The sequence below is a fragment of the Candidatus Symbiopectobacterium sp. 'North America' genome, assembly GCF_015762685.1.
In the GTDB taxonomy this organism is placed as follows: domain Bacteria; phylum Pseudomonadota; class Gammaproteobacteria; order Enterobacterales; family Enterobacteriaceae; genus Symbiopectobacterium.
In genome coordinates this window covers 12821-32217 of the sequence record NZ_PEHF01000095.1, presented here as the reverse complement: position 1 = coordinate 32217, position 19397 = coordinate 12821, and the positions used below count along the sequence as shown (strand labels likewise).

The window sequence follows — 19397 nt, the reverse complement described above, 5'->3', positions numbered from 1 at the left end:
TAATTGCATGAAGACACATTTCCTTGATCTGTTCCGCTCAATTGCTCAAAGTTTGGCCTTTCATCTGGCGTAAAAAATGCGTAATATATGCGCCCTTGCAGACACAGTATGGTCACTCTTTGTCTATGCACATTGGACAATTTCAGCTAGCTAATCGATCGATCGCCGCCCCCATGGCTGGCGTCAGCGATCGCCCTTTCAGGACGCTCTGTCATGACATGGGGCTGGGATGACGGTCTCCGAAATGCTCTCCTCCAATCCGGAGGTGTGACGTTCGGATAAGTCGCATCTGCGCATGGTACACAGCGATGAACCTGGGATCCGCGCCGTGCAGATTGCCGGAAGCGACCCTGATGAGATGGCTGCGGCAGCCAGAATCAACACCGATTTCGGCGCGCAAATCATCGATATCAACATGGGGTGTCCTGCAAAGAAGGTAAACCGCAAGATGGCGGGTTCTGCGCTGTTGCAGTATCCGGATTTGGTCAAACAAACCCTCTCCGCCGTGGTTAAGGCGGTGGACGTACCGGTCACGCTGAAAATTCGTACTGGCTGGGCACCGGAGCACCGTAACTGTGTAGACATTGCCAGACTGGCCGAAGCCTGTGGTATCCAGGCGCTTACCGTACATGGCCGCACGCGTGCGTGCCTGTTCAACGGTGAGGCAGAATACGACAGCATTCGGGCGGTTAAGCAGGCCGTTTCCATTCCCGTTATCGCGAATGGCGACATTACAAGCCCGCATAAAGCCAGAGCGGTTATTGATTACACCGGGGTAGATGCCCTGATGATAGGACGGGCTGCTCAGGGAAGACCCTGGATCTTTCGGGAAATTCAGCATTATCTGGACACGGGGGAGCAACTACCACCGATGCCGTTGGCAGAAGTGAAGCGTTTGCTCTTCAAGCACATACGGGAATTGCACGACTTTTATGGTCCGGGCAAGGGATTCCGTATTGCTCGTAAGCACGTCTCCTGGTATCTCCAGGAGAACGCCCCCAATGACCAGTTTAGGCGCACATTCAACGCCATTGAGGATGCCAGCGAACAGCTGGAGGCGTTGGAGGCATATTTTGAAAATCTTGCGTAAACAGAAAAAGAGCTGACAGAACTATGTTCGAACAACGCGTGAATTCTGACGTACTGACCGTTTCTACCGTAAACTCTCAGGCTCAGGTAACCCAAAAACCCCTGCGCGACTCGGTTAAACAGGCACTGAAGAACTATTTCGCTCAACTTAACGGTCAGGATGTGAATGACCTGTATGAGCTGGTATTGGCTGAAGTTGAACAGCCACTGTTGGACATGGTGATGCAGTACACCCGTGGTAACCAGACCCGTGCGGCCCTGATGATGGGTATCAACCGCGGTACGCTGCGCAAGAAATTGAAAAAATACGGCATGAACTGATACTGGTTCATTACCGTTGGTTTTTTAGAAAAACGCTTGCCAGAAATGGCAGGCGTTTTTTGTTATAAAGCGATCTGTCTAATTGGGTTATGAAACCGGTCAACTGTTCACTAAAGCTTTTGCTTTGCTCTACCATGTTTGCTCACCTTAAACGTGGACGACTGGTAAGTGTAGTGTGATAGCAATAATACCAACACCTCGATAGCATGAACATTAACGGGTTGGTCTGTGAGATAAAATTTCAATACCGAGTAAGTAGCCACCGCCCGTTCTATCCAGACAAACATTGACCGGAATGCCCATGGCATTGGCCATTCTCGCAGTGCTAGAAAATTGATCTCTATATACGTCTTTCTCTTTTTCACTTCTTAGTACAACTTTAAACCATTCTTTTAGCACCCTGACATAAAACCCATATTCTTCACCAGGGAGAATGGTGTTGATACTGTATCCGTCTATATAAACATCTTTCTGAAATTCAGCGCCTCTAGTATTACATGCATCCTCCATATTTTCTATTGCCATTGCCATTACCATTACATTCATCGGTACAGTTATATAAAAAACGAAAAGCATAAAAAAAACATTTTCATACGCACCTCATTAACATTGACATTTCACTTACCAAAAAAAACTTCAAGATGCTTATGACTGCACATACGCCACAACTCAAGTTCATATTTGATACTCATCTTAAATTTATTTACTGACAAATTAATATTACAACCGGTACAGTTCCGTGGCTCATTTACATGTTCTGCTGGAAGATCAGGAATACTGTAAACAGTATCATTCGGTGTGCTGTCGGCATCAATGTAGGCTGCATTTGGATATTCCCTTATCAGGGTTGCTTCTTAGTGGGGGCCGTGACTCCGATATTCTATGGCACTGTGAATCTGTTGAGGACTAATCCCTTCTTCTGCCAACCATTCCTCTTCAAGCACATAATACAAGTACGCCTCCAAAAATCGCTCATCATGCGTTCGGTTCATTGCTGCCTGCACGCTATTCATAGAATTATAGAAGTTATCCGTTGGTCGAATCCGATATAAATAGTAATTCGATCCTATCGGGGTATTTGCATTTGCCATTTCTATTGCCATAAATTCTGATGACGATGTAGAAATAAATCTGGAATTTGCGTTACGATCAAAACAACTAACACCAGTGACGTGTTGATACACATTGCTATTGTTACCTAGTGGGAGAAAACCCTGTTGGAAAACCCGTTCAGGAGGAACCAGTGAGTAGCGAAAAAAGAATGCAGAGAATGCAGAGAATGCAGAGAATGCAGAGAATGCAGAGAATGCAGAGAATGCAGAGAATGCAGAGAATGCAGAGTATGCAGAGTATGCACCGCTACTAAATAAACAAAAAAAAATCAACATAATTCTGCCCATTTGATTCTCCAGAAGGAGTACAAGCGCAAGAAAATAGCATAAGAGAAAGAATAATTTTTTTATTATTGAATTTTGCGATCAAGCTCGATTTTTTATTTTCACTCAAGCGTATTTTCTAAAAACAACTAACTTAAGATAACCACATAACAAAAAACGAGAAATTATAATATCTCAAAAAAACCACCCCACAGGAACATTATATAGTTATCTGATTCAGCGAGCTTATTTCATAGGTATAAAAAGGCGTTATCTAAGAGGTACGCCATACTTTATACAACACGTCTGAAATCGAGATATCACTAAAGGTAAAGCCACAACGTTTTATTAACAGTATTTATTGCATCAACGATGAATCAGGTAATTTCATGGTGAAGATCTGCGTCCATACGCGCCATTTTATGAAACGGGGAAAATATACGAGTAGAAGATAGCAAGCACATTAACAGGTGATGCACATAGAGCATTCAATAAATAGTGGATGCTTCTGTATCTTCAAGGTGAAAATCAGTTCAGCTAAATAATAAGACAAATAAGGAGAGCGCCACACCAAGTCCCATGAAAAAGCGTGTTACCATGCTGCACTCATCCACCAGGTTATTTAGGATTAGACGGCTCACATATACGTTAGACGTTAAGTTACAAATGCCTTGACTGCGCTTGCTATTCAGCCCATAACGGATCCTCGACGCAAGCGCCGTTCAAAACATAAACGTAATGTCCTGCAACTCGAACAACGCAGGCTATACAGCACTGGCTCACTCCATGACTTGCAGCGATTATGTAAATGTCTCGAGCAGATCAAATATCAATATCAATACCGTTACGCTTTAACAGCGCATTAAAATTATGCAGTTCCCAGATGGTTTTTCCCTGCTGAATTTGCGCTCGCAGTTTCACTTCTTTTTCATCACGGCTGCGCGAAGCGGCAATCACTTCTTCAATCTTCTCGCGCGGGATGGCTACGATGCCATCATCATCGCCGATGATCAGGTCGCCAGGGTTAATCGTCATGCCGCCAAAAGCGATCGGTTGATTGATTTCACCAAAGGTTTCTTTGACAGTGCCTTTGATGGAAATGGAGCGGGAAAAAATCGGGAAACCCAATTTGTGAATACGCTCCACATCTCGCACCCCGCCGTTGGTGACCAATCCGGCGATACCGCGGCTAAGGGCCGCCGTCGTCATGACATCGCCAAACGAGCCTTGCTCCTTGTAGTCTCCGGCATCAATCACCAGCACATCTCCCGTTTTGGCTAACTGGAGTGCCGCATGGATAGTGAAATTATCCCCGGCAGGAGTTTTCACCGTGAATGCGGAGCCCAACACGCGTAAGCCGGGATAAATTGGCTTGATGGCAGAGTCGATCGCACCGCGCCGGCCAAAAGCCTCATGGACAGTGGCGGCGGTGATGTCTTTGAAAGCGTCAATCAGTTCCTGGTCTGGGCGTATGAAATTTTGAGTAAGTTTTGACATGATCGTGTTTTCCGTGAGTCAGGCTGGGTAAAGACATTGGGGGCGACGGCAGCGACTTTGCGCGGGAATTCTTCGCGGTAATCGCGCAGTCCTTTACCCGGTAAGGGGCTGTAAGGGCGTTTCTTGAGTTCATTGATATCCAGATCGATTCCCAATCCCGGCGCATCGGGGACGTCAGCCCAGCCGTTGGCAATCGTAATGCCTTGCGTGGCAATACCCTGCGTCGGTTCAATCAGGTTGACGAACACTTCTGCAATATTGAAGTTAGGGATAACTGCTGAGAGATGGACCGTCGCTGCCAGCCCGACAATCGGACTGTTGTAGTTATGCGGTGTTACCGCCACGCCGTGCGGAGCAGCCAGCGCAGCAATCTCCAGCATGGATAACAGGCCACCAACCGCGCAAATATCCGGGTTGATAATGTCCGCCGCGCGTTTCTCAAACACCGGCACAAACCCTTCTTTGGTGTAGAGCGCTTCACCCAGCACGATCGGCGTGTGAGTACTGCGTTTGACCTCGACGGTCAGATCGATGTTTTCTGGCGGGCAGGGCTCTTCGTACCAGCCGATATCATATTCTTCCAGACGTTCAATCACGCGGATCGCATGATTCGGTGCCAGACGACGATGACCGTCGATCAGCAGTTCCACATTTGGCCCTACCGCTTCGCGTACCGCCTTCACGTTCGCCACGGCAGCGGTTTCATCAGCACGGGAAATAAAGGTGCGCCACGGACCGGGGAAGGGATCCCATTTGATGGCGTCATACCCTTGAGCAACCACGTTCAATGCGCGTTTTACCGTATCGTCAATGCTCTTGGCACCGAACCACCAGCCGTTGGCGTAAAGGCGAATTTTTTCGCGCACTGCGCCACCCAGAATACGGTGCAGCGGCAATTCAGCTTTCTTGCCGGCGATATCCCACAGCGCCAGTTCGATGGCACTCCAGGCGCACAGCAGATCAACCGAATTACGACGAATCGCAAAATCATCAAGCAACGTCTGCCCAAGGTGACGGATATGGTAGGCTTCACGCCCGATCACCAGCGGAGAAATGGCATTAAGATATTCACTGACGACCTTCTTTTGGTATTCGTCACATAGGCTTCGCCCCAGCCGTAAATGCCTTCATCGGTATCCATTTTGACAAAAAGCAGGTTTTTCCCGACCCCTGGATGATAAAAAAAGTTTCAATATTTGTGATTTTCATTGTGGCCCTTATTAGAAAAAAGCGAAGAGCGACAAGATATAACGCAAAATTGATGAGTAAACATAGCCAATATTATTCTAACTATTTTCACTTACTGAATAATCGACATGAAAATTAAAAATAAAAACAGGAATGTTTAGTTCTATTAATCAATCCGATTCTTATACCATATTTAAAAAATAATTTTCCCTTATTTGAATAATGAACTACCAGATAATCACTAGACAAAAAATTAATCGTCTTATTCTCGGTAACATTATCTTATTATCACGCCTTTTGTCGTCATTTTCGTATCTGTTTACTGGGTATGGGTTTATTGCTCTGCGCTTGATTGGTATATAAAAAACCTATGGCACGTTGAAATGATATTTATCGGGAGATAATGCTTTGTCCACCGTAATAAAAACAGATTTTCCCCGACCCAGTGTGGATCAATTGGCCGCGTTCAAAACGGCCAGTACCGCACTGATTTATCAGGCCACAGGGCACCACGGTGCACTGCATTCCACCATCAAACCGCTGCGCCCAGGGTTTCGATTGCTGGGTGCCGCGTTTACCGCCGCAGGGTTTCCCGGCGACAACCTGACGGGGCACGCCGCCATCACACTGGCACAGCCGGGAGACATTCTGGTGTATAGCGTGGACGGTTTTACCCAGGGAGCTTCTTTCGGCGACATGATGGCGACGCTGGCTACCAACCGCGGGCTGGGCGGTATCCTGATTGACGGTGCCATTCGCGATGCCGCGCTATTGCGCACTTGGGATCTCCCCCTGTTTTCCTGCGGCATTAGCCTGAAAAGCCGGGGCGAAAAAGCACAACTCGGCCCACTCGCAGCCCCGCTGACGGTGGCTGGCGTGGAAATCTCCCCCGGCGACCTGATTGTGGGCGATGACGACGGCGTTATCGCCATTCCCTACGCCCTGCTTGATGACACGATTGCGCGTTTACGGCAGTTACAGGACGAAAAATTGCGCTTGCTACAGCGTTTCGCTTCCACCGCAACCCCGGAAGACTGGCAAGCGCTGAAAGCGTGGGAATAGCCCGCGCCATGACGGAATGAACACCATACCAACAATAAAATCATTGAGGAGTAACACGTTATGAATACATCGGGGATATCACGCCGTCGCTGGTTACAGTTCGCGTCCGCCTCTTTAGTGGCCGCAGGCATCGCATTAGGTTCCCCCGCTGTGGCGGCGAACGCTGACTGGCCCACCAAAACCGTCAAGCTGGTGGTGCCTCTCCCTCCCGGCGGAGGCACCGATCTGTTAGCGCGCGCGCTGACGGAACGCCTGAGTAAATCGTTCGGTCAGACGTTTGTGGTGGAAAACCGTCCCGGAGCAGGTGCGGCTGTCGGCACCGAATACGTGGCGCGGGCAACCGACGGTCACACCTTTCTGTTCGCCTCATCCAATCACGTGACCGTACCGGCACTCAACACCCACTTGCGCTATAACATTTTCAAGGATTTCAAATCCATATCTCTGGTGAGCGATCAGGCGAGCGTCTTCGCCGTCTCGCCCGATCTGCCGGGGAAAAACCTCACAGAAGTGCTGGCGCACATCAAAGCCAATCCGGGTAAATACAACTACGGCACCGAGTGTATTGGCTTCGGCCAGCATCTCAGCACCGCCTATTTACAACAGTTAACGGGTATTGATGTGGTGCATGTGCCGCTCAAAGGTCAGGGCGAAATCATTTCCGAGCTGCTGGGAAAGCGGATTCAACTGGGGTTCCTGGTGTTGAGCACAGCAGTGCCCTACTTTGAGGCTGGCACCATTCGCCCACTGGGCGTTTCAACCGAACAGCGCAGTCCGTTTGCCCCCGATATCCCTACCCTTTCAGAAGCGGGTGTCCCTAACTTTGTTGCCCGTTCCTGGCTGGGGCTGCTTGGCCCGGCATCGACGCCAGATAGTGTAGTGACGCGACTGCACGATGCCGTGGTCGGGTATCAGAATGACCCGAGCTACATCGCGATCACCGATAAGGCAGGCATGACATTGGTCAACAGCACGCCAGCGGAATTCGATGCTGAAATCAAACGCGGTTACGAACAATGGCGCACCGTGGTGACCAACGCCAATATCCAGCAGCAATAGGTCAGGAGAGCACCATGAGTGAGACAAAATCAATAGCACAAGAGTTGTTGCCTTATGCTGATCGCCTGCTGGGCACGCTGAACCCGCCGTTAATCAGGCAAGTGGAGATCACCCGTCCCACCGCTGAGGTGATTCAGGGGTTTTTATCATTATCAGATCTCACCTCAGTAGTGGCGGACATCCTTGATGAACTGGGCTATGACACAGCGATTCCGGCACAGACGCTACGACCACTTGCTCCGGGGCAACGCATCGTCGGACCGGCGGTGACAGCGCGCCAGACAGTTACCCGGTTTCACGTTGTCCGCAGGCAACGCACCGCAAGGCGGCGGTATCGACCAAATCACGCTAACGCAACCCGGCGATGTGTTCGTGGTTGATGCGGCAGGCAGCACCGATGCCTCCAGCTTTGGCGGCATTCTTGCGACGGCAGCGAAGGCCAAAGGGTTAGCAGGCGTGGTGGTTGACGGAGCCGTGCGCGGCAGCGGCAGCATCGTTGAATCGGGACTGAAGGTCTGGTCGCGCAGCATCACGCCGCGCACCGGTAAGCGCCGTCTGGAACTGGTAGCGTTTAACGACGTGGTTAATATCGGCGGCGTTCAGGTCAGACCCGGCGATCTGATTCTGGCGGATAACGATGGCGTGATTATCGTCCCCAGTGATGTTGCGCAGACCTTGCTGGATCGCGCGCTGCAAGCGGCAGAAAAAGAGAGTCATCTGTTGAAAGCGCTGGAACAGGGCGCATCGGCACATGACGCCGCAGGCATTCTGGCCCCCGGTAAATGGTGATACTTCGGGTATCGCTACAACATCACGCTTAAACCATGATCAATTGAGGTAGACCCATGTCTGCAACGCATAAACGTTTACAGGGCGAATTCCTGTCCGGCATCGCGATTGCCCTGCTTGGCGCAGGCGCCATAGCGCTCGCCACGACCGAGCATACGCTAGGGACCGCTGCCAGAATGGGTGCCGGTTACATGCCGACCATTTTGGGTGCACTGTTGGTACTGTTGGGGGGATTGATTGCCGTGCGTGCCTGGCTGTCATCGCCACGTAGCCGAGCCCCCGATGAAGCAGGTTTCACGCTGCGTGCCCCGCTACTGATGCTGGGTGCGGTGATTTTATTTGCCCTGTTGGTCGATCAGTTGGGCATTATTGTTGCCAGCCTGCTGACCGTAATTACCGCCGCAATCGGCAGTCGAGAAGCAAAACTCAAGGAAACGCTGGCGATGGTGCTGGCGTTTTCCGTCCCACTGCTGTTTGTTCAGGTGCTGGGCTTACCGCTTAAGGTATGGCCGTTATGATCCTGGATGTATGGCAGGGGTTGTTCCACGGCCTGTCGATAGCACTGTTACCGAACAACCTGTTTTATTGCTTTTGCGGTGCGCTGTTTGGCACGCTGGTGGGCGTCTTGCCCGGCGTCGGGCCGCTGGTCACCATCGCGCTGCTGTTGCCGTTTACCTTTACGCTGGAACCGACAAGCGCACTGATCATGTTGGCGGGTATCTATTACGGTGCGCAATATGGCGGTTCTACCACGTCGATTCTGCTGAATATGCCGGGTGAAACCTCCTCGGTGATCACCTGTCTGGACGAGCACGCCATGGCGAAACAGGGCCGTGCCGGTCCCGCATTGGCGATTGCCACGCTGGGGTCGTTTTTTTGCCGGAACCCTGGCGACCTTTGTTATTGGTTTTTTCTCCCCGTCGCTCGCCAGCATGGCCATTCGCTTCGGGCCAGCAGATTATTTCTCGCTGCTGGTGTTAGGCCTCATTGGCGCGGTGGTTCTGGCACAAGGCTCACTGCTAAAAGCCATCACCATGGTAGTGGTTGGACTGCTGCTGGGATTGGTGGGCACCGACATTAACTCTGGCGAACTACACTTCACCTTTGGCATTCCCGAACTCGCTGACGGCATCGATTTTGTGCCGCTGGCAATGGGTGTGTTTGGTATTGGTGAAATTATTCGCGTGTTAGTACAGCAGGAAAAAAGCGGCGGCACCGTGATTGAACACGGTAAATTGATGCCAAGCGCGCAGAATATCCGCCAGTCCTCTCCCGCCGTTTTACGCGGTTCCTTGCTGGGGTCAGTGCTCGGCCTACTGCCGGGCGGCAGAGCCGCACTCGCCTCTTTCGCCGCCTACACGGTGGAAAAAAGCTGGCAAAAGACCCATCCCGGTTTGGCAAAGGGGCTATCGAAGGGGTTGCCGCGCCGGAATCCGCCAATAACGCAGCGGCGCAAACCTCGTTTATTCCGCTGCTCACGCTGGGATTACCGTCAAACGCCATTATGGCCCTGATGGTGGGCGCCATGATGATCCACGGTATTAATCCCGGCCCGCGCATTATGCAGAGCGAACCTGACTTGTTCTGGGGGAATGGTGGCAAGCATGTGGGTGGGAAACGCGATGCTGCTGGTGCTCAACTTACCGATGGTCGGCGTGTGGGTCCGTCTGTTAAAAATACCTTACCGCTTGTTTTACCCGGCCATTGTGCTGTTTAGCTGCGTCGGCATTTACAGCGTATCCAATAATCCGTTCGATCTGTTTTTGGCCGCCCTGTTTGCCTTATTAGGGTATACCCTGGCGATGCTGCGCTTTGAGCTCGCGCCGCTGCTGTTAGGCTTTATTCTCGGACCAATGATGGATGAGAATTTACGCCGGGCACTGATCATCTCACGCGGAGATTTCGGTATTTTCGTGCATGAGCCCATCAGCTTAGGGCTATTGATTGCATCGGGATTACTGCTGTTGATTACGCTGGCACCGATGGTGCGTTTAGGGCGGGATAAAATCTTCGTTGACTAGCTTACTTCAAGTTGCAGGTGCGTTGGCTGCGTTCGTTATTCAGCCCATCCTTGGGCCTCACCTCTAACGAGGCCGCCGCACGCGGCGTTCAAATCTGTTCCAGACAGATTTGTCACTCACTTGCCGCCTTCCTGCGGCTCGAATTATTTAGGGTATAGAAATAGAGGGTTGGGTACGGAAAGTGAGCGCGAAACTCACTCTCCGTACTCATTAGCGCTGCAATGATTCATCCAACTGGTCGATCAATTCTGGTGAGGGTGAAAGCTGCCCGCGTTCAATCTGATGGATAGCATCAACAATCGCGGCATTCGCCGGAGTAGGAACGCCAACCTGTTGACCGACCTCAACTATAAGGCCGTTCATATAATCGATTTCGGTGCGCCGCTGGCGGCGGATATCCTGTACCATCGAGGGACGCTGGTGTTCACTTTGCGTCCCCAGTTCCACATAAGATAAAAAGTTCGCCTCTGCCTCCGCCAGCGCATCACCTTGTGTAGCCTTCACCAATACCTCTGGCGTGCTGCGATTTATGGCATATAGTGCCTGCCCTTGCGCCAACCCCACCTGTGCCGCTTCCCCTCATAACCGAATGGCAAAGCGCCGAACCCGTTCATGACGAATCAGATCGTTACCGGTCAGGCTGCTGGCGGCGGCAATCGAATTACGCATCGCATTGATGCTGAGTTTGGTCCAACGGTGGGCGTACAAGTCAGGCGTCACCAGCACTGAATCGACAGGCTGTAACAGCTCACCCACACGCTGCAAACGCGGCGTAATGCCACCGCCAAACTCACCCACGCGCAGCGTTCCCGGCGCACCACGCTGATTACCGCGACGCACCTTGCCCGGTGCATACAGCTCGGCAGCGATGGTAATGAAAATGCCCAGCGTATTCTCCTTGCCGGCAACCGACGCCACGCGCGCGTCGTTGATACAATTCTGTGTGGAAGCAAACACGCCCTCCGTTCGGATAAAGGGACGGATAAACTGCGTAGCCCACAGCGTGTCGTAAGACTTGAGCGCCACCAGCCCAATATCAAACGGTGGTTCCAGGTGCAAGCGCTGCGCCTCGCCAAGGTTAAGAATGTTTAACGGCACGGTAAAATACTCTTCCGGCGTCAGTCCTTCCAACGACAACCCGTCACGCCGGATCGCCTCGACATTTTCTGCCCAGGGATCGATAAGCGTGACCTGACGCACGGCACGAGTCAGGTATGCGCCAAGATAGCCGCCAATCGCCCCCGCGCCGATAATTAAAATACGTTCAGACATGATGAGTCTCTTCCTGTTATAGTCACCGCACCCCGCCGATAGGCGAGGCAAGGCTTAGCGGAATGAAAGGAACGGCTCCGGGTTGGACGCCAAGCCCGCTGTTGATGCGGTTACTGAAGTTAAAATAAGCGGCAATAGCAACCACCTCGATAATCTCCTGCTCCGTGACGCCGCTTGCACGCAGCGGTGCCAAATCTCGCTCTTCCACGGTTTCCGGCGCTTCCGTCAACTTTTGCACATAGTCGGCAATCGCCCGCTCACGTGGGCTTAATTCCGCGTCACGGTAGTTCACTTCTATACCGCCAACCCAGAGCGCATCGCCAGTGATCTGCCGCAGTTTCGCAGCGTGCCCCCAAACGCAAGGACGGCAACGGTTTTGTACGCTCACCACCAGCGCAATCAATTCACGCTCTTTACCGTTCAATCCTCCTTCGTATTCCACGGTCAGCGCGCGGCTTAGCGCATCATGTGCCAGCAGCACGGCAGGAAATTGTCCCAATACCGCCTGCATATTGCGGATAAAACCGCGTGTTTCGATGGAGTCTTCGAATAGCTTTTCTGTCTCTTGCCTCGTTGTTGTATTTTTCAGTTTTAACCAAGAGATATTCTTTGTTTTCACATTCTTGATGGACATAGCGGGTGTTTCCCTTATTGGTTTAGCGATACGGATGTTTAATGAATAGGGGCTGCATTAAGTGTCATTACTTTATTAATACTTAATAAAAAATAATGAATAGGTTGTTTTAATGCTGACATTAAAATAAGAAAAACATAATTAAAGAAGACAATCCAGAGCTATTTATATTGCCAATATTGGACTATTTATAGCTAAAAAATGAAATAGACACCAAAGACATTCTCCGTATGATTATTTGGATTAGCGATTAATCAGGACACACCGACTGAAATGATACATTATCTATTTCGCCGGCTTGCACAGGTCAGTATTGTCGCCGGATTAGTGATATTGGGAAATTTTATTTTACTCAAATCGGTACCGGGAGATTTGGCGGATGTTATTGCCGGAGAATCCGGTGCAGCAACGCCAGAATATATGGAGATGTTGCGTGCGCAATTTGGTCTCGACCGCTCCGGCTTTGAACAACTTGCTACTTATTTTTCTCAGATAGCCCATTTTGATCTGGGGTTCTCGTTTCGCTATAACCTGCCAGTACAAACATTAATTCTGGAGCGACTGCCCGCCACGTTGCTGCTGCTGGGCAGCAGCCTGCTGTTTTCCGTGATATTTGGCGTGATCCTGGGGTGTTTTGCCGCGCGCTATCGCCATGGCCTTTTCGATTAGGGCGTTACGCTGTTTTCCGCCGTGGTGTTTGCCATACCGGTGTTCTGGTTCGGCTTGATGGGCATTGTGCTGTTCGCAGTACATTTCCGCTGGCTGCCTATCGGCGGCATGGTCACGGTAGGCGCCACCCCCAGCACGCTGGGGGTGGCTGGCGATGTCGCCTGGCATCTGATCATGCCCGCCATCACGCTGAGTTTATCGCATTTAGCGCTGTATGCCCGCGTGACACGCGCCTCAATGCTGGAAGTGTACCCGCTAGATTTTGTGCGCACTGCGCGGGCAAAAGGCATCAGCGAAACGGCAGTCACCCTGCGCCATATTTTGCGCAACTCACTGTTGCCCGTTGTTACGCTCACCGGTTTACAGCTCGGCTCGCTGCTTGGCAGTGCCGTGGTGGTCGAAACCGTCTTCTCCTGGCCGGGTATGGGTAAGCTGGCTTTCGAGGCCGTCTCCGATCGCGATATCAATCTGTTGCTCAGCCTGTTCCTCTGTAACTCGTTGTTAGTGGTTTTGAGCAGCCTGCTGATTGATATTCTGTACGGCGTGCTCGATCCACGCATTGGATTGGCATCATGAAAATTCTCCCTGACGTTCATCTCAATGTGTATCTGCGCATTGGGTTCTACCTGTTAGCGGGGCTGTTGGTTATCGCCGCCTGTGCCGGCCTGCTGTTCCCTGGCGATCCCCAGGCGATGGTGGGGCCGCGCACGCTGTGGCCACTGCAAAATGCGCAATTTCCATTAGGTACCTATCAACTCGGGCGCGACGTGGCCGCGCAGTTGGCGCACGGCGCGCGGGTATCATTAGCCATTGGTTTCGGTGCCGCGCTGATTGCCACAGTGATTGGCGTCAGCGTCGGTGCCGCCGCAGGCTATCTCGGCGGGTGGTATGACGATGTGCTGATCCGCATTTGCGAATACTTCCAAACCATCCCGACCTTTCTGTTTTCAATGGTGCTGGTCGCGCTGCTCTCCCCATCGCTGGGCAGCGTGGCGCTGGCAATCGGCCTCACGTCTTGGATTGAAATTGCGCGTCTGACCCGTGCCGAAGTTTTCAAAATCCGTCACGCCGACTATGTGTTGGCCGCCGAAACCATGGGCATCTGCCATCTCGGTATCGTACGTCAGCACATCCTTCTGAACAGTGCCGCGCCGGTCATCGTGATGATTTCCGTGGTGATTGCCCATGCCATTCTGGTCGAAGCCGCGCTCGCGTTTCTCGGTCTGGGCGATCCCAATACCGTGTCGTGGGGTGCGATGATTCGCAACGCCAGACCGTTACTGAGAACCGCCTGATATCTCATCGCACTGCCGGGGCTGGCGATCTTTATCACCGTCATGAGCTTTACGTTGTTAAGCAACGGCCTTACGGACCTGCTCAATCCACATAAGGGTAATCCGCATAAGGGGATAACAAAATGACCGCACCGCTGCTTCAGGTTCAGGATCTCACGGTTACGTTTTCGGCTCATCATGCGGCACCGCAACGCGTGGTGCACGGTATCAGTTTCGATCTTTTCGCTGGTCAAACGTTGGCACTGGTGGGGGAATCCGGCTGTGGTAAAAGCGTGACCGGCCTGACGTTGATGGGACTATTACCCGAGGCACACAGCAGCGGACACGTCCTACTAGGCGGCACCAATATTTTGCATACCACCCCGCGCCAGCGCCGTCAGCGCGGCGGCCCGGCATTGACCATGGTATTTCAAGACCCGATGAGCGCGTTGAATCCGGTGTTGACCATTGGCAGTCAGTTGGTTGAGGCGATCCTGGCCGCCAGCTCACTTTCCCAGCGCGAGGCCAAGACGCGCGCACTCGATCTGCTGCTGCAAGTGCGAATTCCAGAACCCGAGCGCCGTTTTAACGAATATCCGCACAAGCTCTCTGGCGGAATGCGCCAGCGGGTGGTTATCGCACTGGCACTGGCTGCACGTCCGGCCGTGTTGATTGCCGATGAGCCGACCACCGCACTGGATGCCACCATTCAGGCCCAGATACTGCAACTGCTGGTCAGCCTTAAAGACGAACTGGACATGTCCCTGCTGCTGATTACCCACGATCTGGGGGTGATCGCTGAAACCGCCGACCGCGTCGCTGTGATGCGCCACGGCGTCATCGTTGAAGAACAGGATGTGTTTTCTTTTTTTGATGGCCCACGCCATCCCTATAGCCGCCAGTTGCTGCTGGCACGCCCCCAGCGGCGTGCGCGTCATGGCACAAGGCCGCGCCTCCACAGCGTCAATGATGCCCGCAACACCGAGGAGGCCGCGTAATGTTACAGGTGCAAGATTTACATGTGACCTACCCCACCCCGCAAGGCAAGGTGTATGCCGTCAACAGCATCAACCTTGAGGTTGCAGCAGGCGAAACGGTAGGTATTGTCGGTGAATCCGGCTGTGGCAAATCCTCATTTGCTCGCGCCGTAATGCGGCTGTTGGAACCGAGCGCCGAACGTATTGTGATCGGTGACGTGGACGTAACCTCGCTCCCGAAACGAAAGCTGCGTCCGTTGCGTCAACGCATTCAGATGGTGTTCCAAGATCCGGCTGCATCCCTCGATCCGCGTTTCACGGTGGGACAACTGATTGGCGAACCGTTAACGCTGACGGAAAGACACCGGGCTGTGCGCGATAAACGCGTGCTGGCATTGATGGATGACGTCGGGTTACCCGTCGCGCTGTTCGACCGTTTCCCACACCAGCTTTCCGGCGGTCAGCGTCAGCGAGTCGCCATTGCACGCGCCATCGCGCCCCGTCCGGACATCGTGCTGGATGAGCCGGTCTCCTTACTGGACGTCTCGTTGCAGGCGCAGGTATTGAATTTACTGGTGGACTTGCAGCAGCAGTACCGTATGGCCTACCTGTTTGTCAGCCATGATATCGGCGTGGTGCAGCACATCGCGGACCGGATCGCGATGATGTATTTGGGGAGTATTGTTGAAATAGCGCCTTATGCCGACATTATGGAATCACCGCAGCATCCGTACACTCAGGCATTACTTCAGGCGATCCCGGTGATGGACCCTCGCTGTTCACGTATTGCCGATAAACAGATACTCACCGGGGATGTCCCCAGTCCGCTCACTATCCCCAGCGGGTGCGCGTTCCATACCCGCTGCCGTTTTGCGATCGATCGCTGTCGCCGCAGCGTGCCACCCTTGCATTCCATCGGTTCGGATTCTCTCGTTGCTTGTCATTTATCCGCACCGTCAACGGAAAGCCCGTGAAATCACAACAATAAAAGCCTTAACCACTCATTACACACCAGTAAGGGGAAATTTCATGCCTAAGTACATTCGTTTTCTGACACGCCTGTTAATAGGGACTCTGCTGTTGGGCGGCAGTCTGGCCTACGCCGCCAAACCAGTGCGCGGTGGCACACTGATCGCCGTCATCAATCCGGCACCGAGCGTGTTGAGCAGTGCCATTAACAACCACTTCTCGGTTAACGCAGTATCGCCCAATGTGTTCGATGGTCTGCTTTCTTACGATAAAGAGATGAACCCGCAGCCGAGTCTGGCGCTGAGTTGGGAAACCTCCGCAGACGGTCTCTCTGTGCGCTTCAACTTACGCCCCAACGTAAAATGGCACGATGGAGAACCCTTTACCTCACAGGATATTCGTTACAGCGCGTTGAAACTGTGGAAAAAACTGCACCCGCGCGGGCGCACCACCTTTGCCAATCTGGTGGATGTAGAAACGCCCGACCCGCTGACGGCGATCTTTAAACTGTCACAACCGTCGCCGATCTTGCTCAGCGCACTGAGTGCGGCAGAATCGCAGGTATTGCCCGCGCATCTGTATCAAGGCAGCGATCCGCTGAAAAACCCACACAATATTGCGCCGATCGGTACCGGCCCGTTCCGCTTTGTGAGCTGGCGTCGGGGCGAGTTCATCGAGTTGGCGCGTAATGAAAACTATTGGGATCAGGGCAAACCCTATCTCGACAAACTGATTTTCCGCCTGATCCCAGACGATGCGTCACGAGCTGCTGCATTTGAAACCGGAGAGGTAAAATACGGCCCGTTTGATCCGGTTCCATTGGCCGATATTGCCCGGTTGAAAAAAAATCCGGCGCTGAAAATTACCAGCGAAGGCTATAACTGGCTCTCCCCGTTCTTTACCTTTGAATTCAACACGCAAGACCCGATCCTACGGCAGGTCAACGTGCGACAGGCACTGGCTTACTCGGTTGACCGTCAGGGGTTGATCGACAGTGCGTGGTACGGCATTGGCAAAGTGGCTACCAGCCCTGTTCCGCATTATCAAAAGTATTTCACCAATGATGTGCCGCATTACTCCTACGACGCCAAGAAGGCGGAACAACTGCTGGATGCGGCAGGCTACCCGCGCGGTGCCAACGGTGAGCGCTTCTCTCTGTTTTTCGACTATGAAGGCAACAATGAATCCTTGCAAAATACCGCAGAGTTTTTGCGCCAGAACCTGAAACAGGTAGGCGTGACGCTAAAACTGCGCACGCAGGATACCCCAACCTACTACCGTCGGATCTACACCGATTATGATTTCCAAACCCGTGCCGGGCAGTTCTCCGCGATGATCGATCCCGCCATGGGACTATACCGCCTGTATGGCACCGACTCGATTGTCAAAGGTGTGCCCAACACCAACGGAGCGCGTTATTCCAACCCGACGCTGGATGCGATTATCAAAACCACACAAACCGACACCAACCCCGCTAACCGCCTGAAAGCGTTCCATGAATGGCAACGCATTGCGATGACGGATTTGCCTAACCTGCCGTTGTTCGAGTTACAGCGTCAGACCGTATACAGCTCGCACCTGCACGGCATCAGCGACACGCCAGACCAAACCTTCAGTTCGCTGAAAAACGCCTGGCTGGATAAGGAGGGCCAGTGATGGCTCCCCACATTGCAGTTGTCGGTGCTGGCGCGGTAGGCGGGTTCATTGGTGCGCGTCTGGCCGCGGCGGGAGAAAACGTGACGCTCATCGACCACTGGCCGGAACACGTAGACGCTACACGGCGCAACGGCCTGCGCATTGACGGCGCCGTGCCACAGGATAACGTCATCGTGCCGGTACGTATTCTGGCCGACGACGAGATTGACAGTCTGAAGGCACTGCCGCCGCTCGAGGTCCAAACTGACGGTCAATGCGATGCGCAATGGCGTTTCTGCCGCCACGGGATTGACCATTAATGCGTTGGACAACCACCCGCAACTGCGGCGTTTTTCCATCGAGGTGGCGGGCGAGGCAGTGCGTGTCGGACAACGATTAGGCTATTCGCTGACCGCGCTCGGTGCTATTCCTGCCGCATTATTTGCCGCCGCCGCAGACGGTAATGAGGCAGCATTCGCGGGGATCGAACAGCGCCTGATCGATGCGGCGCAGCGCGGCGCGGCCGGGCAACGGCCGTCCATGGGGCAGGATATTGAGAAAGGTCGCCGCACGGAAATCGATGAGATCTACGGCCTGGTTGTTCAACGTGCCACAGAACTCGGCATCCCGGTTCCGGCAAACCAAACCGTGTATGACCGGGTGCGTGCCATTGAAAATGGCACGCTCACGCCCGCACCGGAAAATATCTTGGACGCCGTAGAGTAACGGTTATTCACTCAGGGCATCAGGCTGGCGGTGACGGGTCGTTGACTCGCTCACCGCCATCGGCAAGGTTGCCAGCCAGCCGGATACTTCTTCAAGGCTTAGCACATCGGCATAGCGCGCATTGAGATCCAGCAGGGTGAAATCCAGCAACGACTGGCTGCGATCGCCAATCACTTCGCGCGGCAACATCACATGGAATCCCATCTGGAACGCTTCAATAGCGGTGGCACGAATACTGCCGCTGGCGGTCACGCCGCCCAAAATAAGGGTGTCGATGCCTTGTTGCTTCAGCCATGCGGCCAAATCATGACCATAAAAATCGGACACATAGCAGGTGGAGTGATTACGCTCAAAGGGCGCATCGCCCAGCGCTTCATCAATAATGCGGTTCAGGTAGGCATCTTCCGTCAGCGTGGTAATAAACGGGTATTTTTTACCCCACAGCCAGGAAAAGGGATGCTCTGGCCGATAAACCGTGCGGGTAAACATCGTCGGTAACCCACGCTGTGCCGCCATGGTCAGTAATCGATGCAGCCCCGCTTTATCAAACGGGGTATCAATCGCCAGCGTCGAGCCGGAGTCCATATAGGCATAGGTCACATCTCGCACCAAAATCGCCGCTTTGGAGCCAAAGCCTATTTTGTGGGCAAAACTGGTCTGAGAAAAAACGCGCTGAATCTCGTCGGCAAGGTAACGGCGCTGACCGCCGGGGGTGTAAACCACCTTCAGCCCATAGGTTTTGACTTTTCCGTTATCTTCCAGCCGACGCAGCGTGCTGGCGGAGATACCCAGCATTTTAGCCGCATCAGAAACCGTCAATAATTTATCGTACATTACAT

24 protein-coding genes and 2 pseudogenes are annotated in these 19397 nt (G+C 52.8%); 18 read left to right on the top strand and 8 right to left on the bottom strand.

Annotation, left to right across the window (positions count from 1 at the left end; genetic code table 11):
• The first annotated feature begins 125 nt into the window (after positions 1 to 125).
• Positions 126 to 1090 (top strand): annotated as a pseudogene (dusB, locus tag CS369_RS20060) (tRNA dihydrouridine synthase DusB).
• Between the two features lie 23 nt (positions 1091 to 1113).
• Positions 1114 to 1410, top strand: coding sequence for a DNA-binding transcriptional regulator Fis (gene fis / locus CS369_RS20055; protein ID WP_012883002.1), 297 nt, complete (start codon positions 1114 to 1116; stop codon positions 1408 to 1410).
• A 213-nt stretch (positions 1411 to 1623) separates the two neighbouring features.
• On the opposite strand, the gene CS369_RS20050 is transcribed toward fis, so the two are convergent.
• The 4 genes from CS369_RS20050 to CS369_RS20035 all read right to left on the bottom strand — a co-directional run bounded on the left by CS369_RS20050 (position 1624) and on the right by CS369_RS20035 (position 5398).
• Positions 1624 to 1935 (bottom strand): hypothetical protein, encoded by a 312-nt coding sequence (locus CS369_RS20050; RefSeq protein WP_196908438.1) that lies wholly within the window; start codon positions 1933 to 1935, stop codon positions 1624 to 1626.
• 329 nt (positions 1936 to 2264) lie between these two features.
• Positions 2265 to 2810, bottom strand: a complete 546-nt coding sequence (locus CS369_RS20045) for an enterotoxin A family protein (protein WP_196908437.1) — start codon at positions 2808 to 2810, stop codon at positions 2265 to 2267.
• Between the two features lie 798 nt (positions 2811 to 3608).
• On the bottom strand, positions 3609 to 4283 hold the full coding sequence (locus CS369_RS20040) for a 4-carboxy-4-hydroxy-2-oxoadipate aldolase/oxaloacetate decarboxylase (protein WP_196908436.1): 675 nt from the start codon (positions 4281 to 4283) through the stop codon (positions 3609 to 3611).
• Positions 4238 to 5398 (bottom strand): mandelate racemase/muconate lactonizing enzyme family protein, encoded by a 1161-nt coding sequence (locus CS369_RS20035; protein ID WP_280514837.1) that lies wholly within the window; start codon positions 5396 to 5398, stop codon positions 4238 to 4240. The genes CS369_RS20040 and CS369_RS20035 overlap by 46 nt, the downstream gene beginning before the upstream one ends.
• A gap of 481 nt (positions 5399 to 5879) precedes the next feature.
• Here CS369_RS20035 and CS369_RS20030 point away from each other — a divergent pair, with 481 nt between their 5' ends.
• The 8 genes and pseudogenes from CS369_RS20030 to CS369_RS24110 all read left to right on the top strand — a co-directional run bounded on the left by CS369_RS20030 (position 5880) and on the right by CS369_RS24110 (position 10402).
• Positions 5880 to 6533, top strand: a complete 654-nt coding sequence (locus tag CS369_RS20030; protein WP_196908434.1) for an RraA family protein — start codon at positions 5880 to 5882, stop codon at positions 6531 to 6533.
• Between the two features lie 60 nt (positions 6534 to 6593).
• Positions 6594 to 7592 (top strand): tripartite tricarboxylate transporter substrate binding protein, encoded by a 999-nt coding sequence (locus CS369_RS20025; RefSeq protein WP_196908433.1) that lies wholly within the window; start codon positions 6594 to 6596, stop codon positions 7590 to 7592.
• 14 nt (positions 7593 to 7606) lie between these two features.
• Positions 7607 to 7972, top strand: coding sequence for a hypothetical protein (locus CS369_RS20020; RefSeq protein WP_196908432.1), 366 nt, complete (start codon positions 7607 to 7609; stop codon positions 7970 to 7972).
• The gene (locus tag CS369_RS20015; protein ID WP_196908431.1) at positions 7893 to 8381 is read left to right on the top strand and encodes an RraA family protein; all 489 of its coding nucleotides are present in this window, start codon (positions 7893 to 7895) and stop codon (positions 8379 to 8381) included. Before CS369_RS20020 ends, CS369_RS20015 begins: the two co-directional genes overlap by 80 nt.
• Before the next feature lie 56 nt (positions 8382 to 8437).
• Positions 8438 to 8899 carry a tripartite tricarboxylate transporter TctB family protein gene (locus CS369_RS20010; protein WP_196908430.1) on the top strand — a complete coding sequence of 154 codons (462 nt, stop codon included), beginning with the start codon at positions 8438 to 8440 and terminating at the stop codon, positions 8897 to 8899.
• The gene (locus CS369_RS25345; protein WP_374191092.1) at positions 8896 to 9462 is read left to right on the top strand and encodes a tripartite tricarboxylate transporter permease; all 567 of its coding nucleotides are present in this window, start codon (positions 8896 to 8898) and stop codon (positions 9460 to 9462) included. The genes CS369_RS20010 and CS369_RS25345 overlap by 4 nt, the downstream gene beginning before the upstream one ends.
• Positions 9356 to 10098, top strand: a pseudogene (locus CS369_RS24115) (tripartite tricarboxylate transporter permease). Before CS369_RS25345 ends, CS369_RS24115 begins: the two are co-directional and overlap by 107 nt.
• On the top strand, positions 9986 to 10402 hold the full coding sequence (locus CS369_RS24110) for a tripartite tricarboxylate transporter permease (protein ID WP_244665131.1): 417 nt from the start codon (positions 9986 to 9988) through the stop codon (positions 10400 to 10402). Before CS369_RS24115 ends, CS369_RS24110 begins: the two are co-directional and overlap by 113 nt.
• Positions 10403 to 10612: 210 nt before the next feature.
• On the opposite strand, the gene CS369_RS20000 is transcribed toward CS369_RS24110, so the two are convergent.
• The 3 genes from CS369_RS20000 to CS369_RS19990 are packed head-to-tail and all read right to left on the bottom strand — an operon-like array spanning position 10613 to position 12308.
• On the bottom strand, positions 10613 to 10966 hold the full coding sequence (locus tag CS369_RS20000; protein WP_196908429.1) for a ketopantoate reductase family protein: 354 nt from the start codon (positions 10964 to 10966) through the stop codon (positions 10613 to 10615).
• Between the two features lie 15 nt (positions 10967 to 10981).
• Positions 10982 to 11674 (bottom strand): ketopantoate reductase family protein, encoded by a 693-nt coding sequence (locus tag CS369_RS19995; RefSeq protein ID WP_196908428.1) that lies wholly within the window; start codon positions 11672 to 11674, stop codon positions 10982 to 10984.
• 22 nt (positions 11675 to 11696) lie between these two features.
• Positions 11697 to 12308: a peroxidase-related enzyme gene (locus tag CS369_RS19990; protein ID WP_196908427.1), complete on the bottom strand. Its 612-nt coding sequence runs from the start codon at positions 12306 to 12308 to the stop codon at positions 11697 to 11699.
• Between the two features lie 273 nt (positions 12309 to 12581).
• Here CS369_RS19990 and CS369_RS19985 point away from each other — a divergent pair, with 273 nt between their 5' ends.
• The 8 genes from CS369_RS19985 to CS369_RS19950 all read left to right on the top strand — a co-directional run bounded on the left by CS369_RS19985 (position 12582) and on the right by CS369_RS19950 (position 18558).
• Positions 12582 to 12977, top strand: a complete 396-nt coding sequence (locus tag CS369_RS19985; RefSeq protein WP_196908426.1) for an ABC transporter permease — start codon at positions 12582 to 12584, stop codon at positions 12975 to 12977.
• A gap of 9 nt (positions 12978 to 12986) precedes the next feature.
• Positions 12987 to 13553 carry an ABC transporter permease gene (locus CS369_RS19980; RefSeq protein WP_374191095.1) on the top strand — a complete coding sequence of 189 codons (567 nt, stop codon included), beginning with the start codon at positions 12987 to 12989 and terminating at the stop codon, positions 13551 to 13553.
• Entirely contained in the window at positions 13550 to 14272 is a 723-nt protein-coding gene (locus CS369_RS19975; protein ID WP_196908424.1) for an ABC transporter permease, read from the top strand. Before CS369_RS19980 ends, CS369_RS19975 begins: the two co-directional genes overlap by 4 nt.
• 122 nt (positions 14273 to 14394) lie before the next feature.
• Entirely contained in the window at positions 14395 to 15249 is an 855-nt protein-coding gene (locus CS369_RS19970) for an ABC transporter ATP-binding protein (protein ID WP_196908423.1), read from the top strand.
• Positions 15249 to 16202, top strand: a complete 954-nt coding sequence (locus CS369_RS19965; protein ID WP_196908422.1) for an ABC transporter ATP-binding protein — start codon at positions 15249 to 15251, stop codon at positions 16200 to 16202. The genes CS369_RS19970 and CS369_RS19965 overlap by 1 nt, the downstream gene beginning before the upstream one ends.
• 55 nt (positions 16203 to 16257) lie before the next feature.
• The gene (locus tag CS369_RS19960; protein WP_196908421.1) at positions 16258 to 17853 is read left to right on the top strand and encodes an ABC transporter substrate-binding protein; all 1596 of its coding nucleotides are present in this window, start codon (positions 16258 to 16260) and stop codon (positions 17851 to 17853) included.
• On the top strand, positions 17853 to 18152 hold the full coding sequence (locus tag CS369_RS19955; protein ID WP_196908420.1) for a 2-dehydropantoate 2-reductase N-terminal domain-containing protein: 300 nt from the start codon (positions 17853 to 17855) through the stop codon (positions 18150 to 18152). The genes CS369_RS19960 and CS369_RS19955 overlap by 1 nt, the downstream gene beginning before the upstream one ends.
• Entirely contained in the window at positions 18112 to 18558 is a 447-nt protein-coding gene (locus CS369_RS19950) for a ketopantoate reductase family protein (protein ID WP_196908419.1), read from the top strand. The genes CS369_RS19955 and CS369_RS19950 overlap by 41 nt, the downstream gene beginning before the upstream one ends.
• 3 nt (positions 18559 to 18561) lie before the next feature.
• On the opposite strand, the gene CS369_RS19945 is transcribed toward CS369_RS19950, so the two are convergent.
• Positions 18562 to 19392 (bottom strand): isochorismatase family protein, encoded by an 831-nt coding sequence (locus CS369_RS19945; protein WP_196908418.1) that lies wholly within the window; start codon positions 19390 to 19392, stop codon positions 18562 to 18564.
• Between the last annotated feature and the right edge of the window lie 5 nt (positions 19393 to 19397).